Raw genomic sequence first — 26766 nt, forward strand, 5'->3', positions numbered from 1 at the left:
GGCGTGAGCCAGCCGGTGCTTAGCGTTAAACAACTCAATACGGCATTTCGCGTCAACGGCGAATGGATGAATGTAGTGCGCGATCTGTCGTTTGATATCGCGTCAGGTGAGACTGTGGCGCTGGTGGGCGAATCAGGCTCCGGTAAAAGCGTGACCGCCATGTCGATCATGCGGCTGCTGGCCGGTCCACAGGTCAGCGTCAGTGGTAGCATTCAGTTTGACGGACAGGCGTTATTGTCCCTGCCTGCATCCGCCATGCAGCGAATTCGCGGTAACCATATTGGGATGGTCTTTCAGGAACCGATGACCAGCCTTAATCCGGTGTTGAAGATTGGTACACAGATTACCGAAGTGTTGAGACGCCATCGTGGCATGGACCGAGCCAGTGCGCAGGCGGAAGCGGTTCGGTTGCTGGAGAAGGTGCGAATTCCGGCGGCGAAGTCGCGGCTTAACGAGTATCCGCTCAGTTTTTCCGGCGGGATGCGCCAGCGAGTCGTGATCGCTATCGCGTTGGCGTGCCAGCCTAAACTGCTGATTGTCGATGAACCGACGACCGCACTGGATGTGACGATTCAGGCGCAGATTCTGTCACTGATTAAAACCCTACAGGAAGATTCCGGCATGTCGATTCTGTTCATCACGCATGACATGAGTGTGGTGGCGGAAGTGGCAGATAGAACCATGGTGATGTATCGGGGCGAAGGGGTGGAGATGGCTGACACCCGGCAGCTGTTCCGGCAACCGCAACATACATACAGCAAGATACTGTTTTCCGCTGTGCCACGGCTGGGCGCTATGGCCGGTACGCGCTTACCGCAGCGCTTTGCGCTGGTTGATCCCGATCAGCCCGCGATACCAGATTTGCAAAATATCACTGAAGATCAGATTACCGATACCGTGCAACATGGTGAGCCGATATTGGCGGTAAAGGATTTGGTGACGCGATTTGAGGTGAGATCGGGTTGGCTGAAACGCGTTACCGGACGCGTACACGCCGTTGAAAATGTCTCTTTCCAACTGTTTCCAGGAGAAACGCTGTCGCTGGTAGGCGAGTCTGGCTGTGGTAAATCAACTACCGGGCGTTCTATTCTGCGTTTAACATCGCCGTGTGGCGGCACGGTGTCTATTAACGGAAAAGATATGCTGGCGGCAGATAGCAGTGAATTGGCACGATTGCGCATGCAGGTGCAAATGATATTTCAGGATCCTTATGAAAGTCTGAATCCGCGTCTGCGTATTGGCGAGGCAATAGCCGAACCGATGATCACTCATGGCATCATCAAACCCGAACAGGCAAAGAGAAGTGTGGCCGACTTATTGAAAAAAGTCGGACTGCGCGCTGATATGGGTGAACGTTTCCCTCATCAGTTTTCCGGGGGACAGCGCCAGCGAATTTGTATCGCCCGTGCATTGGCGTTGAACCCGAAAGTGATCATTGCCGATGAGTCGGTTTCCGCATTGGATATGACGGTGAAAGCGCAAATCATTAATTTGATGCTCGATCTTCAACAACAGTTGGGGTTGGCTTATCTGTTTATTTCTCATGATATGGCGGTTGTCGAACGTATCAGCCACCGGGTCGCGGTGATGTATCAGGGGGAAATCGTCGAGATCGGTTCACGGCAGGCAATTTTTGATAATCCGCAACATCCCTATACTCGCCGTTTGTTGGCCGCCGTGCCGGTTCCCGATCCTGAAAAACGGGTTAAACGTTCGCTATTCGAAGAAGAGCTGACCAGCCCACTGCGACCGGCGGATTATTGTCCGCCCGAACGACGTTATCATCAGTATGAAGATGGGCACTGGGTACAGGAGTAAGCCGGTTGTGTTAATCATCTCGATCGCCGCGCTGTGATTCCCTATTATCTCAGAGGGTGCGTTATTTCAGACTATTCATTTCCCGCAGACATACCATCATATTTATCCCTATGTATTGTTGAGCGCTTCCGACCCGCTTTTGGTGGCGGTATGGTGACGGATGGACAATGCCCATGCGGTGGCGTCAGCGCTTTTGGTTTAAAAAAGAATGGATATCAGTCCGCTGGGTTATGCTATTGGTAACAAGAATATGTAGCAGAGGATGTGGAACACATATTTTATTTTTTGCGGTGGATAATATGTCAACGTGATTTGAATGAAAGTATTGCGTACAGTGGGGGAGCTGGATGTTACCTGTATCACTCATATCACGTTGTTACCGTACATTAATTAAGTACTCACATTGAGGCAAATATGGATAATTTTCAAAAAGAGATTGAGGAGAGAACCAATCTCACCTCATCTAATAAGTTTGAATTGTTATTGTTCCAGGTGGGGTCGGCCTCACCTGAAGAACCGTCTGAGTTGTTCGGTATCAATGTGTTTAAGCTCCGGGAAATTGTTCCAATGCCATCGTTGACCAAGGCTGCTGGTATGAAATCGCCGCTGCTTGGCATGGTTGATATTCGTGGGCAAGTTATCCCCGTTATTGATCTCCCTGCCGTCGTCGGGTGTGTGCCACGTACCGGGCTCAATATCATTCTGGTGACGGAGTATGCGCGTAGTACCCAGGCGTTTGCGGTGGAATCCGTTGACGATATTGTTCGTCTTGACTGGAGCCAGGTGCTTGCAGCCGAGCCGAGTGTCAGTAGCAGCTACATTACGAGTATCGCTCGTCTTGACCAGGATAAGGAGAGTAACCGTCTGGCGTTGGTGCTGGATGTCGAACAGATTCTGCATGACATCATACCCACTGCTCGCGAGATGCAGATCGAGAGCGTGGAAGCGAAGACGTTTCACCTAAAGCCAGGGGCGGTCGCCATTGTGGCTGAAGATTCGAAAGTCGCTCGCGTGATGCTCGAACAGGGTTTAAACATCATGTCGATTCCCTTCATCATGCATGTCACCGGGCTGGAAGCCTGGAATAAAATAAAATTGATGGCCCAAGAGGCACAAGCCGAAGGTAAGCCGATTTCGGATAAAATCGCGTTTGTGCTAACCGATTTGGAAATGCCTGAGATGGATGGTTTCACTCTGACACGGAATATTAAACGTGATGATTTTCTAAAGAAAATCCCGGTTATTATCCACTCTTCGTTGTCTGGCAGCGCCAATGAAGAGCATGTTCGCAATGTGGGTGCTAATGCGTATGTGGCAAAATTCGAGGTGAACGAGCTGGCAACGGCGATCCACAACGTGCTTGATGAAGTGAACCCCGGCTAATTTCGCATTCGTCCGTACATCGTGCTGCTGGCAAACGATGTACGGACCTTGACGCAACCTCTGTTCTTTACCCCCGAGCCTCTCTGACCGTAGGCGACTTTTTTGATACACTGTCTCGATACTTAATCAAAAAAGCCATTGCGTATGAATTCACGCCAGCAGCACATCATTCAATTGGTTAACGAGCGCGGTAACGTTAGTGTCAGTGAGCTGGCGCAGGTCACTGGCGTATCAGAAGTGACGGTCCGTCAGGATTTGACTATCCTGGAACGGGAGCGCTATCTCAAACGTGTTCATGGTGCCGCCGTCGCCATTGACAGTGATGACGTGAGTGCCCGCATGTGCACACGTTATCGGTTAAAACAATCTCTTGCTGACTATGCCGCTTCAATTATCAGCGATGGAGAGTCGGTATTTATTGAAGGTGGCAGTACTAATGCCTTGCTGGCGCGCTGCCTGGCCGATAGTCGACGTGTGACGATTGTAACGGTCAGCTATTATATCGCCCATCTTCTCAAAGACACTGATTGTTCAGTGATTATTCTTGGTGGGTTGTATCAGAAAAGCAGTGAATCTGTGGTTGGTCCGTTAACCCGTTCTTGTATCCAGCAGGTGCATTTCCATAAGGCATTCATTGGTATTGATGGCTATCACGACGATACCGGGTTTACCAGCCGTAATATGATGCGTAGCGATGTGGTGAGCGCAGTGCTGGCAAAGGGCGTCGAGAATATCGCGCTGACGGATTCCTCAAAGTTTGGGCTTATTCACCCTTATCCCCTTTCCCTTGAACATCACTTTTCCAGAGTCATCACCGACAGCGGACTCTCGCCTGATTATCAGCGGCATCTGAAAGAGCAGAATATCCAGCTGGACATTGTGCCTGAGCCCTTGCCGCAGAATATGTGAGTTCTCCTGTTGTCAGGTAGCCACTCGCCAGTGGCTACTCTCACCTTTTATCACAACCGACAAGTAGCTAAATCCTGAGTCGTATTGATTACAGGGTATGTTCGGTACGAGCGATAATATCGTCCTGAGTATCGGGGGAAAGTGCGGTGAAGAACGCGGAATAACCGGCAACGCGCACCACCAAATCCCGATGAAGCTGAGGATGTTTTTTGGCGTCGAGCAACGTCTCCCGAGAAACAATATTGTACTGAATATGCCAACCTTTATGGTCTTCAAAGAAGGTACGCAGTAGTGCCATCAGTTTCTGCCGGTCGTTGATGTTATCCAGTGTGGCAGGGTTTAGCTTCTGATTGAGTAATACGCCCCCCAGAATTGAGCCGGTGGGTAATTTTCCTACCGAACTGATCACGGCGGTTGGCCCCAGATGGTCGGTACCGGACGCGGGGCTGGCACCTTCTGCCAGAGGGGTTCTTGCTTTACGTCCGTCAGGCGTTGCCATGGTGGCGGCACCGAAAGGGACGTTCGCGGAAATGGAGGATGTTCCCGCGTAATAATTACCACCAATCGGACCTCGCCCATAACGTGGGTTATGGTAATGCTTTATTTCATCAATGTAGGTCTGATAAGCACGAACCAGCAACAGATCAACATCATCATCGTCGTTACCGTATTTGGGTGCTGTATTGAGCAGACGTTGGCGCAATTGTTCGTTGTTCAGGCCTTCAAAGTCGGTTGCCAGCGCTTTGGCCAATGCTTGCTGCTCGATAACACCTTGATCGAATACCAGTTTCTTGACTGAAGCCAGGCTATTACCCAAATTGGCAATACCGACCTGCAAGCCAGATACCCAATCATATTTTGCGCCACCTTGTTTAATGCTCTTGGCCCGTTCAATACAATCATCAACCAGTGCGGAACAGAGGATATCATGCGCATTTTCTTCCAGCATGGTATCCACCACATACTCGATCTCGATAGATTTTCTGGTGTAGTAGCGGATCTGAGCATCCCATGCATCCATGACTTCACTGAAATGAGCAAAGTTACCCTTGGATAAGGCCTTCTCTTGCGGCAGGAAAACCTGGCCGCTGGTCGCGTCGCGTCCACCCTCTAGCGCCGCCAACATGACACGTGCAAAGTTGATGAAACTCATCCCGGTACAACGATATCCCCATTTGCCGCCAACCGCCGTTTCAATACAACCGATCGCCGCATACTGGTAAGCATCTTGTGGTTCAATACCCAGCTTGATGAATTCGGGAATGACAATCTCATCATTGTTAAAGGCCGGCATCCCGAAGCCACAGCGGATGACCTGTATACAGGCGTCCAGAAAGTCATTACTCATGCCGGCATGGTAGCGAACGCTGAGATTGGGTTGAGTCGAGCGCAGACGACCACAGGATTCCAAAATTGCATAAGAAAGCGGGTTCACCGCATCAACCGCGTTACCGTTGATCAGGTTCTGTCCACCAATCGTCACGTTTTGATACAGCGGATTCCCTGCTGACGCTTTAGAGTGGGAACCCGAGCGAATTTTGCTGACTTCCAGTAGTTTGAGCCAGCAGCTTTGCAGCATCTCAATCGCCTGCTCGCGACCCAGTGTCTGCTTGAGTTCTACATCACGGCGATACCACGGATAGAGATATTGGTCCATGCGGCCAAACGACACGGAGTGGCCATTCGATTCGATTTGCAGAATAAGCTGGATAAAGTAGCAAAGCTGCAACGCCTGCCAGAAGGTTTCCGGTGGTTTATGAGCAACCTGGTCGCAGTTTCCCGCGATGATCAGTAGCTCTTCCCGGCGGCTGGCACGAGGCTCTTTCTTTGCCATACCGCGCGCCAGATCAGCGTAACGTTCAATATGCTGGCTTACCGCCTGGAGTGTGATATCAATCGCTTTCAGAAATTGTGCTCCGTGCACATCTTCCAGCACGGTCAGATCGATACGGGAACGACGTTCGCTTACCGTGTCACGCAACCCATCCAGACCCTTTTCCAGCAGTAAGGCATAATCGACGGCAAGATGGGCGTCACCGGAGGTCATGTTGCCTTCCGCTTTGATTATACCGGCCTCCAACAACGCTTTTTGTTCGGTGGTGAACATGCCGTAGCAGCGATCCTGAACGGTTTGCCCACGCCACCAGTGACAAATCAGATGCAATAGGTGTTTATTTTCATCGCTGACGGAAAAGCCAGCTCCCGGACGTTCGGACAGTTCATCAATTTCTTTTTCAATCCAACTGACGGTGTATTCCGGGAAAATAGGGGCCGCGCGAACTTCACTCGCCTGGTTGCCAACAATTAATTCATCATGTTGAATCCAGATAGTACGGTGAGTCAGGTGGTAGGCCAACGCCAATGCCCGGCGAACCGGAAGTGGCTTATCCATGTTGGATTGATAGACAGTGGTGTAGTGCTGTGCTCGCTCGGTACATACCGATGGTTTTACAATATGAACCAGTGCATCTTTATGCGCTTTAATGCGTTCACCGAGAATATCCAGTTTCAGGGTAGTCATCATCTTATCCTCTTAGTGTGGCCGTCAGACCTTTTTGCTGAGCATATGATCTTGCGAAATCAAGCAGTTGTGGATCATCAAAGGGTTTCTGCGGGGCCAAATAGGGTTGATTGAGTAAAACGTATTTGTTCATCCCCAGGGTGTGGTAAGGCAGAAAATGGATGTCTTTTACATTCAGTTCATCTGCGGCGAAATTCGTAATCGCCCGGATTGATTTTTTGTCGGCATTAAAGCCAGGAATTAATGGAACCCGAATAATCATTTTCTGGTTGGCGGCGGCAACGCGACGCAAGTTGTCCAGCACGCGTTTGGCACTACCCCCGGTCCATGCTTTAAACACCGTCGCGTCCACATGTTTAAGATCTGCCAGGAACAGATCTATCCAGGGCAAGGCGGGTTCAATGTAATGCCAGGGCACATGCAAACAGGTCTCGACCGCAGTATGTATACCCTGCTCATGACTTTTTCGGAGTAGCGCTTCTGCCAGTTGTGGATTGATGAACGGTTCACCACCGGACAGGGTAACGCCGCCCTGGCTGCGGGCGTAAAACGGTTTATCCCGCACTACTATCGCCATAATCTGCTCAACATCCATGTCTTCGCCACACAGCGTTAGGGCAAGTGTCGGACAGCAGTCTTGCAAAACGCGATAATGTTCCGGTCGGAGTTTCTGGCGTTCGATGACCAGGCCCTGTGCTGTTCTGGTAATCACATCCGGTGCAGCTTGATGGCACAGTTCACACCCTTCCAGGCATAATCTGGCATCGAATAACACATCCTGAGTTTGAGAATAGCTTTCCGGGTTTTGACACCATCGACATCTCAACGCACACCCTTTCAAAAAAACAACGGTACGGATGCCAGGGCCATCGTGTGTTGAATATCGCTGAATGTTGAAGATCATAAAATCAACCCACTGAATTCTTCATATGAAGATTTAATGTGTTTCGAAAGAAACCTATATTGATTTCTATCAACAAAGAAACCGGTTCTAATCGCTATACTGGCAAAATATGAGAAATATCACACTTTGTGAGGAAACTACGATGGAACTTTATCTCGATACTGCTGATGTGGCGGCAGTACAGCGTCTGGCACGCGTATTCCCACTGGCCGGTGTCACAACCAATCCGAGTATTGTTGCACATGCCGGGAAGCCGATTGATGTCCTGCTACCTGAGTTAAAAGAGGCGTTGGGGGGGAAAAGGCCGTCTGTTTGCCCAGGTGTTGGCCACGACGGCGGAAGGGATGGTCAATCATGCTCGGCAATTACGTTGCATCATTGACGATGTCGTTATCAAAGTCCCGGTGACAAGAGAAGGACTGGCAGCAATTAAGATTTTGAAATCAGAAGATATTCCAACTTTGGGGACCGCCGTATATGGCGCCGGTCAGGGGCTCTTGTCTGCACTGGCGGGGGCGGAGTATGTCGCTCCTTATGTCAATCGTCTGGACGCACAAGGTGGCGATGGTATTCAGATGGTCAAAGATCTTCAGCAATTGCTTTCTTTACATGCGCCGGATTCCAGGATACTGGCTGCCAGTTTTAAAACGGCGCGTCAGGTGATGGCGTGTTTGCTGGCGGGCTGTCAATGTATCACTTTGCCTCCTGACGTTGCGGAACAGTTCATTTCAATGCCAGCGGTAGAGGCCGCAGTTGAAAAATTTGAAAAAGACTGGCTAGGTGCTTTTGGAACGTTAACGTTATGAATTCTGAGAAAAAAAATGAGGTAGGTGAACGGTAAGGCAAGTTCCGTATATGTGTACAAAACCAATACACTTGCGATGTGAAATTTGAAAGATGACGAGTATTGAACCAAAGGGAAGGGTGCTCATCACTTTTCCCCTTGGTTTGTCTCAATAAGAATACGAATGTGGTTACTGATTTGCCTTGCGGCGTTCGGTGACGGATATACCCCCGATCCCCCAGTTATCTGTCTCGACTTCGTCGATGACCACCACAGTGGTTTTAGGGTTTTTGTTCAGTATATCCACCAGCAGTTTAGTCGCGCCTTCTATTAGCTGGCGTTTTTGCTCGGCAGTGACGCCTTCATTGGTGATTTTGATATTAACGTAGGGCATGGTATCTCCGTAACCAGAGTAGTGATGGAATTGTGTGAAAATGAATGAGCACCTAATGTTGACAGTCGTTCAATGAGCCCAGCCATATGCTAAGATCTGGAGGAAAATTAGGATGATAATGGGTATTCGCTGCTGACACTCATCGCCTTTTTTACATCAAATTTAACGCTTGTCTTTATCAAGATGGAGCAGACTAATGCCGGCTGCCATAAACAGTGCCACGGCACCACAGACAGTGGCGGTCGCGACAGCATTGGATCTAGAGGACAGTGCACTGGTCAGCAAAGGGCCGATAACTTGCCCGATGCCGTAGGTTAGTGTCACTAATCCAATAAGATTGATATTCCTTGGTGTTTTGAGTCGTTTCGCCAGCGGCATAACCAGCGAGGTTGTTCCCATGAATGTTGCACCAAAACCGATACAACCGAGGGTGAAAAGTAAGGTGGAGTGACTGAATAATGTCAGCAGTACGCAGATTCCCTGAATGGTCAGATTGATGCTGAGACTTTTAAGTATTCCCCACCGGCCAGCAGCCCATAGCCACCCATAACAACCAGGAATGATAGATACACCCACAACCGACCAGAGGTGTTCTGATAGTAAAGGAACGATCAATCCTTTTGCTATCAGCGGTAAATAGGTTGCCACAATGATATATCCGAATCCCGCCATTCCATAAAGCAGGGCAAGTTGCCACCATTCAATCGGTTGGCTTTCAACCGGACGTGTGACAGAAACGGTCAGAGGTACAGATTGACGCGGTGAAAGTAAAACCAGTAACAATAGTAAAATGGCTGACATCACGCTTGCACCCAGCCAAAGATTTTTGGCCGAGAGCCCATAATTCAATCCTGCAATCACATACTCGTTACCCAATAAGATGCCTGTACCAACACCTGCGAATAGTGACGCAATGACAAAAGGGTGACGGGTATAGTGCAACACCGTCATCGAACCAAAGATCATCATGCCAGCACTCGCGACGCCAGCCAGGAAACGGATAGTGATAACCACAGTGGGATGCATAGTCATCGACATGGCTAAAATCAGTAGTCCAGTGGAGGTTGCCGCAATCAGAAGCTGGAAGCGTGAACGGGAGGTGTGGTGAAAAGCATTAAAAGAAAAGAGCAAACTCCCAACCAGATAACCTGCGTAGTTAGCGCTGGCAATATAAGAGAGTTGGCTAAAGGTAAATCCACCTTCATGCAGCATTACAGGTAACATCGGTGTGTAGAGAAAACGCCCGATCCCCATGCCCAAAGCTAACACAATCATTCCATATAACGCGGTTCCAAGCTGACGCTGATTAGCTGACGTGCTATCTCTATGCATGTTTTAGCACTCACGATCCATGATCATTTTTAATCATTAATGGTTATCTTGCCTGTATAAATGATAAAAAAAAGTGAATATTATTAAGTTGAACGTTTATTAAAAGTGATGATTGTTAAATGAACAGTGTTTCTTTGAATTTGTTTAAGGCGGTGGCAGATACTGGGTCGGTGTCTGCGGCGGCTAAGCGTTTGCATTGCGTTTCTTCAAATGTCACTACTCGGCTTAAGCAATTGGAGGCGAGTCTGGATGTTTCACTCTTTATCAGGGAGAAGAATCGGCTCTATATCACTCCCGAAGGAGAGCATTTACTGACGTATGCCAACAAAATTCTGGGGCTTATCGAAGAGGCAGCATCGTCATTACGAGATAAAAAACCGGTGGGGCAATTACGCATTGGCGCGATGGAAACAACAGCCGCTACGCGTCTTCCATCATTGCTTTCTGCTTTTAGCCGCCTTATGCCGTTTGTTGAACTCAGCCTGAAAACGTCGCCAACGTTATTTTTGGTGAAACAAGTTTTGGAATCTGAGTTGGATATTGGCTTTGTTGCGGATAACGGAATGCTGAACCATGAACAATTGAATTCGGCAATATTATGCAGGGAAACACTCGTATTGGTGACCTCTGCTGATCATCCAAACGTGATGTCTGGCGCTGATTTACGCGTTCATAAACCGCTCGCTTTTCATCAAGGCTGTAACTACCGTTCCCGTTTAGTGCTTTGGCTGCAAGAGCAGGGTATAGATAATGCCGTGCCACAGGAATTTGGATCTTTTCAGGCTATTTTAGGGTGTGTCGCTGCAGGTATGGGCATTGCTATGCTGCCTGAAAATGTGGTTAAACAATATGAACAGAGTTTGGATATACGTTGCCATTCTATTACCCCTGCGATTGGGGAAGTTGATACGTTGATGATTTGGCTGAAGAGCCGTGAGGCGAGCCTTGTCGTCAGACGTTTTAAAGACTTTGTTATGCAAGATTGCCTATCAAAAATCAGTTGAGAATCGGCTGACATAAGTTCATCAGTCATTTAAAAATTTTGATGAATTATTAAAATATCTGTGCATTGGTTTTAGTGAGCAGGATCACACATTTATTGGAACCACCCTCTTACGCTCCTTTCAAAAGGGCGCAAGAGGGTGAGGGGTCGGTTAAAATATATTAACTACAGTAGTATTCCCTGGCATTAGCCATAATAGAAAACAGAACAGCATTATTAGACGTGTCAGTATTATTCGAAGATTATAAAGGGAACGACAAAGGGATAGTAGTTAGACTTAAGTATAGTTTCACACTATGCTTTGAGCCTTATAGGGACATTGGCAATGTATTGGGGGGAATTAAATGTCAGTGGTATTTTTTGATAGCGAAACTATAAGCAGCATAATGAAAAATTATTTTCATAAGGAATTAAATCATTATAATGATATAAAATATTCTTATATGATCGTGAATAAGAAAAATCTGACACAAACAGTGGTAATTTCCAATTATCCCGATGAATGGATTGAAATATATAAAGAAGGCAATTATCAACACATCGATCCCGTTGTTCTCACCGCTTTAAATAAAGTTTCTCCTTTTCTGTGGTTAGAGAAAAACATTCTTATTAATTCAAGTTTGAAACTATCAGAAATATTTAATCTTTCAAAAAGATATAATATTGTTAATGGATATACCTTTGTACTTCATGATCAAAATAATAATTTGGCGATGCTGTCTATTTTACTGAACAAGTTTAAAACTGGTGATATTGAAGAGATGATCGAAAATAATAAAGATAAATTGCAAATGTTGCTTATTACAGCGCATGAGAAAATTACTTCTCTTTACCGTGATATGACCAAAAATAATAGTAATAAAGTGTCAAATGATAAAGAAATCTTTTCTCAACGAGAGAATGAAATCCTGTACTGGGCGAGTGTAGGTAAAACATATCAGGAAATTGCACTGATCCTGGGTATAAAAGTGAGTACCGTAAAGTTTCATATTGGTAATGCTGTGAAAAAAATCGGCGCTATAAATGCTAAACATGCGATTAGACTCGGTATTGAGTTGCAGCTTATCACGCCAATTCTTTCCACTTCTAGTGGATGATGCGAACACTTGATTCGCTGCACTCATGACGATGAGGCATGTGAGTGGGAGGATGATGTAGCTCAAAGCCATAAGGCCTTGAGCCAGGGATAAAATAAGCAAGAGTAGGGCGGTTAGTCCAGATTCAAATCTTCATAGCGAGTCAATACTTTACCCACAATCCCATAGTCCATTGCTTCTTGCGGTGTCATCCAGTAGTTACGATCCGTATCTTTTTTTACTTTCTCTACCGGTTGTCCTGTTGCATCAGCAATCAATTGGTTGACCCGGTTCAGCATCCTAATGATCTCTTTGGCTTCAATTTCAATGTCACTGGCCGGGCCGCGGACGCCGCCAAGTGGCTGATGAATCATAAAACGGGTATTAGTGAGGGAGTAACGGTGTTCTTTTTTTGCTGCGAGGAAAATAGTAATCCCTGCGCTGGCAACCCAACCGGTACCGATAATATGTACCTCGGGTTTGATGAATTTGATCATATCATGAATAGTATCTGCGGCCTCAACGTGTCCACCTTGACTATTGATGTATATTTTGATCGGATCGGCACTGATTCCTTGCAGTAACAGAAGCTGTGAAACCACTTTTTCTGTCAGCTTCTGATCGATTTCACCTGAAATAATGATAGAGCGGGACTCTAACATTTTTTGCTGAATAAGCGATGAAGCATTGCTCTGCTCAGTTTCCTTTTTTTCGTCGTCATCTTTCTGAATCGGTAACAACATTGACAGGCTCTCCTTTACTCGAGCTATAAAGTTCAACGCCAGTATAGCGCTCATTGCCCGGTAAAAATATCGCCCCATGGCGGTAGCGCCAGCGCGGGGATGATCTCATTGCTATCGGGCAGGCTCCGGAGAAAGATATCCCTTCATTCTGCCGATTAATATTCAACAGGCAGGCTATTTCTTTGCTGGATAATATTTTGACTGTGGTCCAAGCAATGCCTCGGAAAATATCCCGGAACCGTTAATCACCCAGCCGGTTCTGATCGTCATCCAGTTCAGACAGTATATGAGTGCAACGTTCGTATGCCTGACCGTCCAGCGACGGCCTCACATGACGAGTGATGTGCTCCAGTAGGCGACATTCAGGATGATTTTCTAGCGCTTTGGTGGCGCGATGCTCTCTATTGTTAATAATAATGGAATTATTATATTAAATTAGCCCCCTTTATCTCTCTGAGATAAACACTAGTATACATATCGAACATAGTCGGCACTGATAGTGCCCCAACAAAATATCGGGAGAAACAATGAACACATCAAACAAAACAGCGCTGGTTACCGGTGCATCCCGTGGTATTGGCCGCGCGATTGCAGAACGTCTGGCAAAAGATGGCTTTACCGTTATCGTAAACTATGCAGGCAATGCCGTAAGCGCGGGAGAAACTGTTCAGGCGATTACTTCCCTGGGTGGGAAAGCCATCGCTATTCAGGCAGATGTTGCTAGCGAAGCCGATGTGAGCCGCCTGTTTGCAGAAGTAAAAGCTATCAGCGGCCAGCTCGATGTGGTGGTACACAGCGCCGGCATTATGCCGATGGCGAAAATCACCACGGCGGGTCTGGCGGATTTCGATAAAGTGATCCACACCAATCTGCGTGGTGCCTTCCTGATTCTGGCGAACGCGGCAGAGTACATCAGCGATGGTGGCCGTATTGTTGTACTTTCCACCAGCGTTATCGCGAAATCCTTCCCGGCTTATGGCCCATATATCGCTTCTAAAGCAGGTGTGGAAGGTCTGGTACATGTTCTGGCTAATGAACTACGAGGTCGGAACATCACAGTCAACGCTGTGGCACCGGGGCCAACCGGCACAGATCTGTTCTTCAACGGCAAGAGTGAAGAGCAAATCCATACCATCGCAAAAATGGCTCCGCTGGAGCGTATCGGGACACCAGACGAAATCGCCAGTGTTGTCGCTACTCTGGTAGGTCCTGATGGTGGCTGGGTAAACTCCCAGGTTATTCGGGTTAATGGTGGTTTCGCTTAATTTTCATATTTGAGCGGATAGCCAGACTATCCGTCCTTCAGGTGTCAATTCATGAAGCAGGTTATTCTGATTACCGGTGCTTCCAGTGGCCATTGTCTGCACGTGCATTGTCCCATGCAGGCCATACCGTTTACGCCAGCATGCGTAATACCGCAGACTGTAATGCACCGCAGGTAACTGGCACGCTGGATTACGCCAAAGATCATTACATACTGCTGAGCTAGATGTGTTTCTCAGGATTCCGCTGATGCGGCTATTGCGCAGGTCATCACAGAGCAGGGGCATCTGGATGTTGTCGTGCATAATGTCGGCTATATGGTTTACGGGTCAACAGCACCTTGTCCTCACCCGTATGCCGCTGTAACGGCGTCACATAACCTATCCCACTGTGCTGATGCTCTTCGTTATACCAACCGGTAAACCTATCCACCCAGACTCACGCTTCCTCCCGCGTTTTAAATCCCGACGACGGCCACGCTGGCACATATTTCAGTATGCGGAACAACGACTCCACATCCGCATTATCATTGCTCACCCGGGGTCGACTGTGCGAAGCCGAGATATTCAGCTCTGTCAGCTTAACCTGAAGTGTCTGCGATTTCATCGCCGCACCGTTCATGCAACACCAGCGGCTGAACACATCTTCCACCGTATACAAATAATACCAACGACCACGTACCACTGAAGGCAACCAGGTGATGTCCAGGTCCACACCTGGCAAGGCCCGGAGGCGGTGAACGTGGTCGATGCCTTTACCCGACTCGGCTTGATACTGATACGGCGACCGCGGTGGTGAACTTCTCCATGGTGGCGCAACACCCGGTAAAAGGTTGATTCACTCGCCAGATAAACCCCTTTATCCGCCAACACACAGGTTTCCTCTCTGTTTGGGCTTGGTTTCCAATGATAATATCCCTTCCCTCTGCACAACTGCCGCGACAGTCATGTTGTAAGGCGGCAGCAATTTCGCTAACACGCTGGTTTTACGTTCTGGGGAAATACGTTTCATTTATCACATCCTGCCCTCAGGTTTATTTTTTAGAGGGGGTGACAACTATGCTGACACTGGGGGATGTTAATGATGGAATTCATTAACGGCAGTATTGGGTTTCTCGACATGACGAACTGGTGGCTTGATGAGCTTTCTCATAAAGAAAGAGAAACTATACTTTCCGTGTATAATCCTATTGGTAATTCATTCGCTAATTTGATAAGCGGAAATATTATAGCAACTACAGAGGAGCTAATATCATTACTTTATGATATCGCTGGCTGGCTAAATAGTCATGAACATGTAGAGCTTTGTATTACAAAGGCTAAGAGTCTGATTAACACCAACACTACTGCCATTAATATTCATTTATTACATGACAGTGAAATAATATCTTACTATAAGCATCGGCTTTATATTGGTCTTGAACCAACGATTACTGCATGTGAGGATCAAATAAAAATCGCAGATGAAGCTGCGCAGGAATTTATGTTAGATTATCAAGAGCAACTTAGTTTTGCTAGAGAGGGGAATATTGATATTTCTTCAGATGATGGCGCTTACCTATAAGTAACGTTATAACGAATATCATGATAAATGAAGAATGTTTATTTTAGCAATGGGGAGTGAAAAATGAGCAACGTTAATACATTTTTTGATGGGATTTTTATTAAATTAAAAGCATTTAACTACGAATGTAGCGCATGCTAGATAAAAAACTTTTAAAGTTTATATGCGAAAGAGTGTATTAAGTTGCCTGATTACCTTTCGCATAAGGGAGCTTATTTATATATATCAATGTTATTTGAAAGATATTTTCCGGAAGATAATTCGTTACTTATGAAATCGGAAAAAGCTCTAACTTTAGGAGATAAGTGCCTATTTGATGGCCAAATTAATGACATCGATCCTAAAGGTGACATGAATTGAGTTAATAGAGGAATAAGTGATTTCTTTTTAAATGCTTCCTCGGCTACATAAACTGGGAGGTGTGCAATCCCTAATCCTTCTATTGCTGCACGTAAACCTGCATGCGTATTGTTGAAGATTAGATCTCTTGGAAGATCTAAGTCTTCGTATGGTTTTATGAAAGACCATGACGCTATACGACCACTTGTCGGATACTTAAAATGAATACAATGATGATTCATTAGTTCAGTGGGCGTGGATGGAGTGCCATTTGATTCAATGTATTTTTTACTTGCACAGACCACAAAGTATTGTTCACCTAACTTTCTACCAACAAGTCGGTTGTCAGCAAGTTCTCCACTTCTAACTGCAATATCAACCCCTTCAGCAATGAGATCTACAACACGATCTTCGAAATCTATATCAAGTTGAACATCTGGGTACTTTCCTAAAAATTTAGGTAGTAATGGCATAAGTAATGTATGGCCAAAAATTTGCGGGACACTCACATGAAGTTTCCCTTTAGGAAAGGCGCGAGTCTCTGCGATCAACGCTTTTGTGTCTCTAATCTCACCTAAGATAAATTTGCATCTTTCGTAAAAAACATTTCCTTCTTCAGTCAATCCTATACTGCGCGTTGTTCTATGAAAAAGTCTAACCCCAAGATCGTCCTCAAGTCTCGCTACGCTCTTGGCGATCGCTGATGGAGAGATACCTAAGACCCTTGCGGCAGCCGCATAACTGCTGAGTTCAGCAGCATGGACGAAAGCATTGATACTTCTGAAGCTATCCATTTCATCACCTTATTGATGAATTTTTTTCCTTAGTGTAAGTACATTCACTTATATTTACAATGGAAAGTACACGTTTTAGTCTTACCGAAAATGTTAATTCGAACAGTTAGCGAAAGCATTTAAGAAAATTGACATCAGATTAGGAGACTAATTAAAAAATCATATCAATATACCTCATGATGTATATTTTATTTCATCATGAAATATCAACAAAAAAGGAAGTTAATCATAGCTCTAATTTCATTTATTGGAATGGGGATGAAGTTTATTATATGGGAAATAACAATGAGTGAAATATTACATACGATCACCAGTTACATCGCTGCAGACAAAACCTTAGTCATTTATTTTGCTGGCTCTATTAGAGCAGGTAGAGACGATGTCTCGACTTACTCAAAGTTAATCAACAAATTGAAAGAATACGGTAAGGTAATTACTGAACATGTAGGTGATTACAATTTATCAATCGGTGGCCAATCATTTCTTACTGATAAGTTTATTCATGATAGAGATCTATACTGGCTGCGAAACTCTCAAGTTGTTGTTGCAGAGGTAACCACTCCAAGTCTTGGTGTTGGCTATGAAATTGCAACTGCAATAAGTTGGCGAATTCCCGTAATTACGCTGTTCAGGAAGGGAGATAAAGTTGTCTCTGCCATGATTTCAGGAAGTGAAGGTTGTCGTCATTACGAATATAACAATGTAGAAGACGCAAATCACATCATCGAAAGTGAAATGGCAAAATTAGGCTATGAGGCAAACTATGAATCGTAATATCACAAATGCTTTAGTCAACACTCTCGACACAATATTAAAAAATGGTGCGAGAGTAGGTTCTCGAGACCAAGAACAAATTGAAATCTTATCTACCTTAACGAAAATAAACTTCCCCACTGAAAGATTTCTTGTGTTGCCATATCGTAATAACAATGTGTTTGCACAAGTTGCCGAAACATTGTGGGTTCTGGCGGGAAGAAATGACTTAGAGTTCCTATCTAATTATCTTCCTCGTGCTGAAGATTTCTCTGACGATAAGATGACTTGGAGAGCGGCTTATGGACCAAGGCTGAGGAATTGGAAGGGAAAAATTGACCAATTAGAAGGGGTTGTTAATCGATTCAAGGAAGACCCATTAACTAAACGCGCAGTTATGAACATTTTTGATCCAGAGAGTGATTACCAGGATACAAAGGATGTACCCTGCAACAATTGGCTGCACTTTATCCAACGAAATGGTTATCTTGACTTACATGTAACAGTGCGTGCTAATGACGCCATTTGGGGTTTTAGTGGCATAAATTTCTTTGAATGGAGCGTATTACACGAGGTTATTGCCAACTCACTGGGATGGAAAGTTGGAAAATTATCATGGTACGTCGGGACATTCCATATTTACAACCGTCATTATTCTACAGCTGAGAAAATCAGTAAAATTTCACATCCCAAAAGTATGTATGAATTTAATGTCAAGCCGACTCCAGTTACTAGTGGGATCGATGAGCTCGACAAAATTTTATCTCTAGTCTTTAAGGCTGAAAATTTTTCTAGAATGGGAGAGTTCAATAAATCCAGCGAAATTGAAAACAAAATCAGTGACCATTTCTTTAGAAATGCGGCAATTCTCTTAAAAATTCATAATGCATTAAATTTGAATGTTGATAGGGATATTATAATTAATTACCTTTGTGACCTGGGTAAAACTGATTTTCACATAGCTGCTATTGAATATTTGAGTCGTAAGTGGAAATCACAAGAAACCCTAAATTTAATTAATGAGATATCCCCTGATTTTCTTAAAGCCTTTAATTTTATGAGAAATACTACAATCAGTAATTTAACTACATAGCTCTATAAGGTCTCCGCGTGAAAAATATATTAAAAGTATCAGTGCCCAACATAAATCATTCCAAACTTTTTGTAGCTTCAACAGTTCTAAATGCTACAGGAAGTGGATTGATAATGGCGTTTATGATGATTTACTTCAACAGGACAACGACGTTAAGTCTATCCGTAATTGGATTAGCTATAGCCGTTGGTCGTGCACTTGCATCATTGGTCCCGATTTTAATTGGTCAATTACTAGATAAACTTGGTCCCAAGAAGTTATCCATTTACGGTGATTTCATAAGCGGCATTGGTTTTATAATGTGTCTTTTTGCCAGAGACCCTTTAACAATAATACTTACCCAGTTTTTGACACAGGCCGGCTCTCATGTTTTTTGGACTAGCAATCGTGGACTTGTAGCATTAGCTTCAGACTGTAAAGGAACCCAAACATGGTTCGGTCTAATTGCTTCTATCAGGAATATTGGGCTTGGATTAGGAACAATTTTTACATCTTTAGCTTTATCAATAAATTCTGATACAAGTTTGCACTATGTAATTATCTCTTCATCTTTGTTTTATTTTTTGTCTTGTTTGGCACTCGGAATTTGGCAACCAAGAGTAAGTTTTGATGAGACAAATGATTTAAACGATCAAGAAAAACAAAGTTTGAAATCTGTGTTTTCAGACACTAGCTATTGTCGACTACTTATAGTTAATTTTGGTTTAGTTTTGGCTGCAATGGTCATTCCGTTGGTAATAGTAATTTATGCTACCGAACAACTTGGATTATCACCTTTTTTTTCTGGGGGGTTAGTAATCCTAAACACTATTATCGTGGCCTTATTAAGCACTCATGTAGCATCTTGGACTAAAGGGCACGACCCTGTGCATAATATAAAACTATCATATTTCCTAAATACTTTATCATTTATTCTTTTTTGGTGTGCAAGCATTACAATCGAAAACAAAATAGCTACTTGCTTCATATTGTTAATTGCAATGCTCATCTATAGTTTTGCAGAGATGCTGTCAACACCTTCCGTAAATGTACTTAGTATTAACTTAGCACCCAGAAAAAAAAATGGGAGTTATATGGCAGCTTTTCAAATGACATGGTCTATAGGCATGACGGTATCTCCCGCCATATTTGGGTGGCTTCTTGATATGAATAAAAACTCAACTTGGGCTGTTCTTCTAATACTAACTATTTTGATTTTTGGTATTGGTTTCAGAAACTTAAAAGGAGAAGTTAATGAGCATTTCAACTATTGACAGTAATAAAGTTATTTTAGTGATTGAACCAATTGGAATGGGGGGGGAGTTGCTCCTCAAAGCGACTCGTTCACTCGGATTTCATACAGTCATAGCCACGACAGAAGATGTATATCATTCTATGCTACAGGGCTTCAATGATATGATTGATGATCTAATCTTTGTAGACTTTTCAGCAAGAGAGGCTGCTATTGAAACTTTGATTGAAGAATCAAAAAACAAAAGGGTTTCAGGAGTAGTTGTAGCTTGGGAGTTTTTAACAGACATTGCTGCAGAGGTTGCTCATGGTCTAAATTTCTGTGGACCTGACGCTACTTTGTCAAGAGCAAGAAGAAATAAATATTTCATGTATCGTACCTTAGCAGAAGCAAAATGTCCGCTTCCATCTTTACAGGCAGTGATAACAAATAAAGATGATATCAACCAACTCCCTCTTGAAGAGTTAGAGTTCCCCTTAGTAGTTAAGCCGGCAGAGAACGCAGCGTCTTTCGGTGTTTCAGTAATTAATGAGATAAAAGATCTACCTCAAGCATTTATTGATGCTTCTCAGTGGACTCATGAATACCCACATGGCATCCCATTTAGTAATGAGATCCTTATTCAAGAATATATTCCAGGGCAGGAATTTAGCGTGGAAGGTATTTCATTGTCAGGTAAATATATGCCTTGGGGAGTTACAATGAAATTTACCACCCCGGGAAAAGCACGAGCCGAAACAGGGCACATATTCCCGGCGCCAATACCTGATTTTTTACGAGATGATGTTCTAGATGTAGCGGCCAAAGCAGTAATTGCTTTAGGTATTACCAATGGGATTAGCCATACTGAAATAAAGTTAGATTATGAAGGAAAACCTCGCGTAATTGAGAGCTGCTCAAGACCAGCAGGAGATTATATTCCCCGTCTGGTCGAGCTTTCGACCGATGAAAACCCATTGGCTATTTATGCTAAGCAAGCTGTGGATATTCTTCCCACTAACTTTACACCCGCACACCCTAAACGATATTCTGCCATACAATTTATACGTCCAGAATCAGAAGGCACATTCAATTCTATTGAGATGCCATCTTCTCTTGCGCATGCTGAAATTATTGAATCAAGGGTCACAGCACCATTTGGCTCAAATGTGAAACCCGGCTCAACGAACATTGAACGTTTGGGTTGGGCAATATTCATCTCTAATAGTAAAGATTACGTCCTTCAAGCTATGGATGAATTATCACAAAGAGTAAAGGTTGATATTTTATGAAATTATCATCTTCACTTTTCATACGGTCCCTAGATGTAAATCAAGCGTCTCCATTTTTAGAGATGGCGTGGGAAAAAATTAAAGCTTTAAGTCCTAATTCGCTTCTTCTTTTGAAGGATCAGCCTAAAAATATTACTCCTTTGATTCCGGGTGCTCTGTATGAAAACATAGATCATGAATCAATTTCAAAAAAAGTGATTGAAAGAGTAATATCTTGGTCAGTACCAAATGAAAGAACCATTGAGGATGTTACCTTACTGGAGGATGTGGATGCTGTCCCTGGCCCCATTACTGCAATTTATAAATTATCAGATAAAAGAGCCACTAAATCACTTTTTGAAAAATTTTTCCTTCCAACTCCAAACTGGGTAGTTTTAGATAGAGAATTTACCCATGGAAATTTACTAAAAGAGTCATTTGGGAATAAATTAGAGCTTGAATTAGCAAGCCGTCTAAATTTCCCTATCATATCAAAACCTCTGTGGGATTGCATGGGCCATGGAATAGAAATAATCAGGGATGAAAATGATTTATTTAAAAACTTAAGTTCAAATGCTCAACGGAATGTTTTAATTGAATCTTTTATCGATGGTTATCTAGGCTGTGTTGAAATTATAGGCACACCAAACAATTACTTCTTTCAACCTCCATGCTTTACTGGCAACAGTAGTAGCGGTGTGCGTTCTGATTTTGATACGGTTCGAGTGTCTAACCCTTACTTTTTCAAAGAACAACTTAATAAAGATATAAAGACTCGTCTATGTAATCTATTAACTTATCTAGATTATTCTGGAGTCTGTTGTGTAGATTTCATTGTGAAAGGCGATGATATCTATTTCCTTGAAATCAATCCTCGCATAAGCGGGATAAGTTGTTTAGGCTCTGCAGCAAGTGGGTTAAATTCTTTTGAGGCTCTTTATCACATTTCGTTAGCTCAGTGGAATATAGATTCATTTCGAGAGGAATTTAAAAATAACACCGCGATTCAAATCGGAGGCGGGCTGGCTGATAAATTATCACTATTACTTAATAATGAGGTTGGGAACATAACTGTTTATCGTGACGATGTTATAAATGTCGATGGAAAAACATCGAGAAATATCATTGCAGGGGGAAATAATGACGCTATTGAAAGGATGTTTAAATCTCTTGATATATCTATAATCGAATTGCTTAACTTGCAGAAATCAACACTTAGGTCGCTACCGGTTAGCTTCGAGGTCGCTTTGAAAACCCTCTGAACCACCGCAACATTTTGAATCAATCTCATTGAAGGCTGGCTGAATAATATATTTTTTATTGGTGTTGCTAAAACTCATCTCCTTAAGATGGTTTAGCAACATCATACAGTCAGTAACAATGCATTTAGTTTGTAACCGAACCGCGAAGTCGCGTTGTGTGATTAAAATAATGTAATAAGCTGGCAGATATTAACTGAAGCTATTTTCGGCGTAGGGCAACAGCTCGCTGATTCGGTTGTTGGGCCAGGTCGGCAAGCGGGTCGGTAGCTGTCAACTTCGTTGACAGCTACCGAGTTTTATGGGGGTAACAGGTGGTTTTGTAGTCCCTCCGGTTTTTAGTACCACCGCCAATGAGGATCTCCGGCCAGTTTTTGCCTCGCATAGATAACGGGTGGCATATCACCCAGTGAGCTATGCGGACGTTCTTCGTTATATTCTGCGCGCCAGTCTTCTGTTAGCACACGGACTTCTGACAGTGTTCTGAACAGATACATATCGAGTATTTCTGTTCGTAGCGTTTTGTTAAATCGCTCAATAAATCCGTTCTGCATTGGCCTGCCTGGCTGAATAAAATCGAGTATCACGCCGTGCAACTCTGCCCATTCAGCTAAAGCAGCGGCTGTAAGTTCTGGCCCGTTATCGCTGCGTATAAATGCCGGATAGCCTCTTTCAGCACTTAACCGCTCCAGGATGCGTACAACGCGATGAGCTGGTATATTCAAATCAACCTCGATTGCCAGCGCTTCCCGATTAAAATCATCGACGACGTTAAATAACCTGAATCGCCGCCCGTCGATCAAGGCATCACTCATAAAATCAACTGACCAACAGTGGTTCATTTTATGCGGAATAACCAACGGCTGTGGATGCCTGTTAGGTAAGCGTTTTTTTCCTTTACACCGAAGGTTCAGTTTTAATAATCGGTAGATCCGGTAAACCCGTTTTGCATTCCACGATAATCCTGCTTGACGTAACTTATTGAACATAAGGCCAAAACCATAGGCCGGATGCTGATGTGCAAGTTTTTGTAATGCCTCGACCACGGGCAGATCCCGCGCCGTGTTCGGGCAATAATGCAACAGGCTTCGACTAATACCGATAATCCGGCACCCGCGTCGTTCGCTGGCCTGATGTTCCGTCATGACGTAACGCACCAGCTCACGCTTCTCAGGCACCGTTAAAGTTTTTTGATACAACATCCTTAAGAATTTCATGATCTAAACTAAGGGATGCGTACATTTGCTTTAACCGGCGATTTTCCTCTTCCAGCTCTTTCATTCGTTTGATATCAGAGGATTCCATGCCACCATATTTGGCTTTCCAATTGTAATAGCTGGCTTCCGACACACCGTTTTCTCGGCACACATCCTTCACATGCCGACCACCTTCAACCTCTTTCAGAACACGTAGGATCTGAGTTTCAGTGAAACGCGCTTTCTTCATGATGAGCCTCCGTTGGTTGTATTTTAACCAGAGAACTCCATTGTGCGGTAAGACTAAATTCAGGGGGGACTACAACACCACGTGTGGGGTTCTTGAAAGAGATGCACACGGACTTGGCTCGCCTGCTGGCGCAGGAATATCCGGGCAACGAGCGGGAGCTTCATTAACGTAAAAATGGAATCAATTAATCCCTAAGCAGCACGTAGCGTGAGGCGAAAGACGCGTTTGAGCATCAGTACGGTGGAAATAGCCAGCTCAGAATAACGCTGCGGACGAACACGCGAAGAAGTTTTTGGCTCGTCGTACCAGGCCTGGATGGCTGACTCATCAAGCCAGAATATCAGCGAACCATGATTGAAAAGAACCTTGTTGTAGGCAGCCCAGTTGTTGATTTTAAATTTTTTCTTTGCCACGGGATATCGCTACAGGATCAGGAGTGTGGAGATCTGATCCTGATTGCAGTTAGAAGTTCGATTTATTCAACAAAGCCGCAGGGCTGCTGTATTGCCAGCAGACCTGCCCGTTCAATAATGAATGATTACTGTACAACAGAGCCACCATCAAGAATGGACGGCCGGAAATGCCTCAGCCATTGTTGTGCAAACCGGGCGTAACCCTGCTGACCGTTTTGTTCCAGTTGTTTAAACACACCAAATTGGTCTGCCAGGGAACGATGGTGCCCTAGTTTTAGTATTCCACTAATTTGAGTCACTTCGATGCCCACTCCCTTAATTCCGCTCATTAGCCTTTGCCTGAAATCATCGGGAAACGATTGCTTATCGCTCTTCAGCTGCGGCTGAAATCGCGCTAGCAGTCTGTCTAGGGACATTTCCAGCTCATCCGATGTCAGACAACGGCTTATACCTCTGATGCTAACCGAGGCATAATTCCATGTGGGTACGGCTGGCTTTGCCTTGTAATACTCCGTGGAAATAAATGCATGGGGACCCATAACTGTCAGCAGACACGCTTGATTATGCAGCGATTCGATTTGGGGATTACCTGACGCCAAATGAGTCTCAATAAGATTGTCTTCCGAGAAAATAAAAGGAATGTGACTGATTAGCAGGTCGTGTGAAATCAGAGAGCCGAAGGAATATTGGCTGAGGAAAAAACTGCATTCCTCTGGGGACATAACCGTTCCTTTCACGTCAGACATAATCTCCCTCCGTGTATTTTTTTAGAATACGAAAATTATACAAATTAGCAAATAAAGGATTTACAGAATCAGGACAAGTAACTCCTGCCAATTCATGGAGGAAACGCCATGAACTCTGGTCGGGGGACTTCAGGGCCGTAATACCTTTCTTCAGATAAGTGAAAAGCTTGCGGCGCATTTCCTCACTCAGTTCATCATTGGCAAAGGCTATTAAATCTAGGAACAATGAAGAGTGTGAAACTTCATCCTGCCGGTGCATATCTGTAATAAAGCGAAATGCTGGCTGAACGCCTATGACTCCCGGTAAAACAGAGAGATATTTACTGATGGTTACTTCACACACGGTCGTAAGGGCCAGCCAGGCTAGTTCCTTTTCTGCAGCAGGAAGTGACTGTAACGAATCAATATATAAAGCAAGATCCGTATCAGGAAAAACACTAAGTCTATATTCTTCAATCCTCTGGCATAAACTGATTCCTTTGTAGGACATCAGCGTATGATAAGTTTCGTCAACCTGAACCTGGGCAAGTCTGGAAATAAAATATTGGGGGAATGCAAAGGATGAGTTACCCGATAAAACCAGTTTGCAGTATTCAGTCAGCGCAGCCTGTTCAATGATGATGGTCTTTTGATTGTACATAAACCACCCGAAAGAAAGGAGTAGCTTCTTTTTTTCAGGTACCAGCCCATTCCAGATATCCGCCGAGTAAAAAGGCAGATATTCCTTAATGAAATCGTCATATTCAGGTTGATACTGCATACCTTCAATCTGAAGAAGTATCTCTTTGTGCTCTGCTACCGCCGCATTTTCAGCCCACAGTTTTTCATGCCGGTGCTGCCTTTCAAATACATTCTGTATGTTCATTTTTTCGCTATTCCTACACCTTCAGTAGACTCGAAATGTAAGAAGGACTGGAAGTTTTTTTGCAGGAAGGGAATGAATTTTGAAAACATTTTCTCGTTCCACCTGATTTTTTCTGAGATATATTCAGAGTTGGTAGTGTTATTAAGGAGAATATTATGAGCTATCATTATCCCGCCCTCACGAAGTGAGGCGTAACCCTCACGGATCATAGGGTAGTAGATTGCTTTATCGATCATATCATCATCGACACCATATTTGGGTCCTTCCGCATCAAGTACAATCCAGTCAAGGTCCATAATGTTTTTAATATACTTAATAGCATCCTCGCCGATCTGAATAATTTCCACTTCCTCTGCTAGGCTTAAATTATTAATATTTTCTGTTGCCAGCGCCTGACTATTAGTGTCAATGTCCATTAACCAGACAGTAGACCCTATGGGTAAAGCTGGCAGTACCCATAGAGCCCAGAAAGCATAATATGAACCCATAAAAGCAATTTTTCGAGGCTTTGTAATGTCTGCAAGCGCAAAAAGAAGGCGTGATTCTTCCGGGAAAATGAAGGTCTTATTATTTCTATGATTAAAATTGTGTGAAAAAATTTTCTCGGTTTCATCATACACCTCCTTGTTGTAGGTTTTTGAAGGTATAATTCCATGTTCAAAAAGCATCTCCAACAATGTGTCTACATATTTTTCAGGATCTGGTGGCATTCTGGCTGATAGATTGAGCATATCTTCATTAAAATCACCGTGAAGCAGTTTATTCTTTTTTTCACTGATGCGCATGAAATATTCTGTCGGAGATATTTTTTCATCTAGCAATGCATGAAAGTCTGAATCTTTTTTTAAGTTATCCAGAATAATACTATAGGCCGTTCCAGGCAT

At 44.2% G+C, this 26766-nt stretch carries 25 protein-coding genes and 2 pseudogenes; 13 read left to right on the top strand and 14 right to left on the bottom strand.

What is annotated here, in order from left to right; genetic code table 11:
• The first annotated feature begins 3 nt into the window (after positions 1-3).
• The 3 genes from PCO85_07835 to PCO85_07845 all read left to right on the top strand — a co-directional run bounded on the left by PCO85_07835 (position 4) and on the right by PCO85_07845 (position 4110).
• A complete protein-coding gene (locus PCO85_07835; GenBank protein ID WJV55302.1) occupies positions 4-1818 on the top strand; it encodes an ABC transporter ATP-binding protein in 1815 nt (604 codons plus the stop codon).
• A gap of 414 nt (positions 1819-2232) precedes the next feature.
• The gene (locus PCO85_07840) at positions 2233-3201 is read left to right on the top strand and encodes a chemotaxis protein (protein ID WJV55303.1); all 969 of its coding nucleotides are present in this window, start codon (positions 2233-2235) and stop codon (positions 3199-3201) included.
• Positions 3202-3345: 144 nt separating this feature from the next.
• The gene (locus PCO85_07845; GenBank protein ID WJV55304.1) at positions 3346-4110 is read left to right on the top strand and encodes a DNA-binding transcriptional regulator YciT; all 765 of its coding nucleotides are present in this window, start codon (positions 3346-3348) and stop codon (positions 4108-4110) included.
• 88 nt (positions 4111-4198) lie between these two features.
• Here the strand turns inward: PCO85_07845 and PCO85_07850 are convergent, their stop codons facing one another.
• Entirely contained in the window at positions 4199-6631 is a 2433-nt protein-coding gene (locus PCO85_07850; protein ID WJV56031.1) for a formate C-acetyltransferase/glycerol dehydratase family glycyl radical enzyme, read from the bottom strand.
• A gap of 4 nt (positions 6632-6635) precedes the next feature.
• Complete coding sequence (locus PCO85_07855; GenBank protein WJV55305.1) at positions 6636-7535, bottom strand: glycyl-radical enzyme activating protein; 900 nt, start codon at positions 7533-7535, stop codon at positions 6636-6638.
• A 142-nt stretch (positions 7536-7677) separates the two neighbouring features.
• Between PCO85_07855 and fsa the strand changes: the two are divergent.
• Positions 7678-8341, top strand: a pseudogene (fsa, locus tag PCO85_07860) (fructose-6-phosphate aldolase).
• A gap of 168 nt (positions 8342-8509) precedes the next feature.
• Here fsa and PCO85_07865 read toward each other — a convergent pair.
• Both PCO85_07865 and PCO85_07870 read right to left on the bottom strand, forming a co-directional pair.
• On the bottom strand, positions 8510-8755 hold the full coding sequence (locus tag PCO85_07865) for a 4-oxalocrotonate tautomerase family protein (protein ID WJV56032.1): 246 nt from the start codon (positions 8753-8755) through the stop codon (positions 8510-8512).
• A gap of 120 nt (positions 8756-8875) precedes the next feature.
• Entirely contained in the window at positions 8876-10045 is a 1170-nt protein-coding gene (locus PCO85_07870; GenBank protein ID WJV55306.1) for an MFS transporter, read from the bottom strand.
• A gap of 119 nt (positions 10046-10164) precedes the next feature.
• Here PCO85_07870 and PCO85_07875 point away from each other — a divergent pair, with 119 nt between their 5' ends.
• Together PCO85_07875 and PCO85_07880 are read left to right on the top strand one after the other, a co-directional pair.
• On the top strand, positions 10165-11049 hold the full coding sequence (locus PCO85_07875; GenBank protein ID WJV55307.1) for a LysR substrate-binding domain-containing protein: 885 nt from the start codon (positions 10165-10167) through the stop codon (positions 11047-11049).
• 343 nt (positions 11050-11392) lie between these two features.
• Positions 11393-12145, top strand: a complete 753-nt coding sequence (locus PCO85_07880) for a LuxR family transcriptional regulator (protein ID WJV55308.1) — start codon at positions 11393-11395, stop codon at positions 12143-12145.
• Between the two features lie 113 nt (positions 12146-12258).
• On the opposite strand, the gene PCO85_07885 is transcribed toward PCO85_07880, so the two are convergent.
• The gene (locus PCO85_07885) at positions 12259-12867 is read right to left on the bottom strand and encodes an ATP-dependent Clp protease proteolytic subunit (protein ID WJV55309.1); all 609 of its coding nucleotides are present in this window, start codon (positions 12865-12867) and stop codon (positions 12259-12261) included.
• A 527-nt stretch (positions 12868-13394) separates the two neighbouring features.
• Here PCO85_07885 and PCO85_07890 point away from each other — a divergent pair.
• A complete protein-coding gene (locus PCO85_07890) occupies positions 13395-14132 on the top strand; it encodes an SDR family oxidoreductase (protein ID WJV55310.1) in 738 nt (245 codons plus the stop codon).
• Positions 14133-14400: 268 nt separating this feature from the next.
• On the opposite strand, the gene PCO85_07895 is transcribed toward PCO85_07890, so the two are convergent.
• The 3 genes from PCO85_07895 to PCO85_07905 form a co-directional block, all read right to left on the bottom strand.
• Complete coding sequence (locus PCO85_07895; GenBank protein ID WJV55311.1) at positions 14401-14562, bottom strand: hypothetical protein; 162 nt, start codon at positions 14560-14562, stop codon at positions 14401-14403.
• Between the two features lie 6 nt (positions 14563-14568).
• Positions 14569-14844 (bottom strand): hypothetical protein, encoded by a 276-nt coding sequence (locus PCO85_07900; protein WJV55312.1) that lies wholly within the window; start codon positions 14842-14844, stop codon positions 14569-14571.
• A 144-nt stretch (positions 14845-14988) separates the two neighbouring features.
• Positions 14989-15141 carry a hypothetical protein gene (locus tag PCO85_07905; GenBank protein WJV55313.1) on the bottom strand — a complete coding sequence of 51 codons (153 nt, stop codon included), beginning with the start codon at positions 15139-15141 and terminating at the stop codon, positions 14989-14991.
• Positions 15142-15210: 69 nt separating this feature from the next.
• Here PCO85_07905 and PCO85_07910 point away from each other — a divergent pair, with 69 nt between their 5' ends.
• A complete protein-coding gene (locus PCO85_07910) occupies positions 15211-15693 on the top strand; it encodes a hypothetical protein (protein WJV55314.1) in 483 nt (160 codons plus the stop codon).
• Positions 15694-15905: 212 nt separating this feature from the next.
• Here the strand turns inward: PCO85_07910 and PCO85_07915 are convergent, their stop codons facing one another.
• Entirely contained in the window at positions 15906-16826 is a 921-nt protein-coding gene (locus PCO85_07915; GenBank protein WJV55315.1) for a LysR family transcriptional regulator, read from the bottom strand.
• 285 nt (positions 16827-17111) lie between these two features.
• Here PCO85_07915 and PCO85_07920 point away from each other — a divergent pair, with 285 nt between their 5' ends.
• From PCO85_07920 to PCO85_07940, 5 genes are read left to right on the top strand one after another with little or no spacing between them, the layout of a single operon-like run.
• A complete protein-coding gene (locus tag PCO85_07920; GenBank protein WJV55316.1) occupies positions 17112-17600 on the top strand; it encodes a nucleoside 2-deoxyribosyltransferase in 489 nt (162 codons plus the stop codon).
• On the top strand, positions 17590-18672 hold the full coding sequence (locus PCO85_07925; protein WJV55317.1) for a thymidylate synthase: 1083 nt from the start codon (positions 17590-17592) through the stop codon (positions 18670-18672). The genes PCO85_07920 and PCO85_07925 overlap by 11 nt, the downstream gene beginning before the upstream one ends.
• Before the next feature lie 17 nt (positions 18673-18689).
• Positions 18690-19925, top strand: a complete 1236-nt coding sequence (locus PCO85_07930; protein ID WJV55318.1) for an MFS transporter — start codon at positions 18690-18692, stop codon at positions 19923-19925.
• Positions 19906-21174 carry an ATP-grasp domain-containing protein gene (locus PCO85_07935; protein ID WJV55319.1) on the top strand — a complete coding sequence of 423 codons (1269 nt, stop codon included), beginning with the start codon at positions 19906-19908 and terminating at the stop codon, positions 21172-21174. Before PCO85_07930 ends, PCO85_07935 begins: the two co-directional genes overlap by 20 nt.
• On the top strand, positions 21171-22415 hold the full coding sequence (locus tag PCO85_07940; GenBank protein WJV55320.1) for an ATP-grasp domain-containing protein: 1245 nt from the start codon (positions 21171-21173) through the stop codon (positions 22413-22415). Before PCO85_07935 ends, PCO85_07940 begins: the two co-directional genes overlap by 4 nt.
• 335 nt (positions 22416-22750) lie before the next feature.
• On the opposite strand, the gene PCO85_07945 is transcribed toward PCO85_07940, so the two are convergent.
• From PCO85_07945 to PCO85_07965, 5 genes and pseudogenes are all read right to left on the bottom strand, one after another.
• A protein-coding gene (locus PCO85_07945) for an IS3 family transposase (protein ID WJV55321.1) occupies positions 22751-23858 on the bottom strand; the annotation gives its coding sequence in 2 pieces (ribosomal slippage) (positions 22751-23603 and positions 23602-23858; 1110 coding nt in all).
• 70 nt (positions 23859-23928) lie between these two features.
• A pseudogene (locus tag PCO85_07950) lies at positions 23929-24271 on the bottom strand (transposase).
• A 125-nt stretch (positions 24272-24396) separates the two neighbouring features.
• Positions 24397-25017 carry an FMN-binding negative transcriptional regulator gene (locus tag PCO85_07955; GenBank protein ID WJV55322.1) on the bottom strand — a complete coding sequence of 207 codons (621 nt, stop codon included), beginning with the start codon at positions 25015-25017 and terminating at the stop codon, positions 24397-24399.
• Complete coding sequence (locus PCO85_07960) at positions 25010-25882, bottom strand: diiron oxygenase (protein ID WJV55323.1); 873 nt, start codon at positions 25880-25882, stop codon at positions 25010-25012. The genes PCO85_07955 and PCO85_07960 overlap by 8 nt, the downstream gene beginning before the upstream one ends.
• On the bottom strand, positions 25879-26766 hold the full coding sequence (locus PCO85_07965; protein ID WJV55324.1) for a hypothetical protein: 888 nt from the start codon (positions 26764-26766) through the stop codon (positions 25879-25881). The genes PCO85_07960 and PCO85_07965 overlap by 4 nt, the downstream gene beginning before the upstream one ends.

It is taken from the genome of Prodigiosinella aquatilis (genome assembly GCA_030388725.1).
GTDB lineage: Bacteria > Pseudomonadota > Gammaproteobacteria > Enterobacterales > Enterobacteriaceae > Prodigiosinella > Prodigiosinella aquatilis.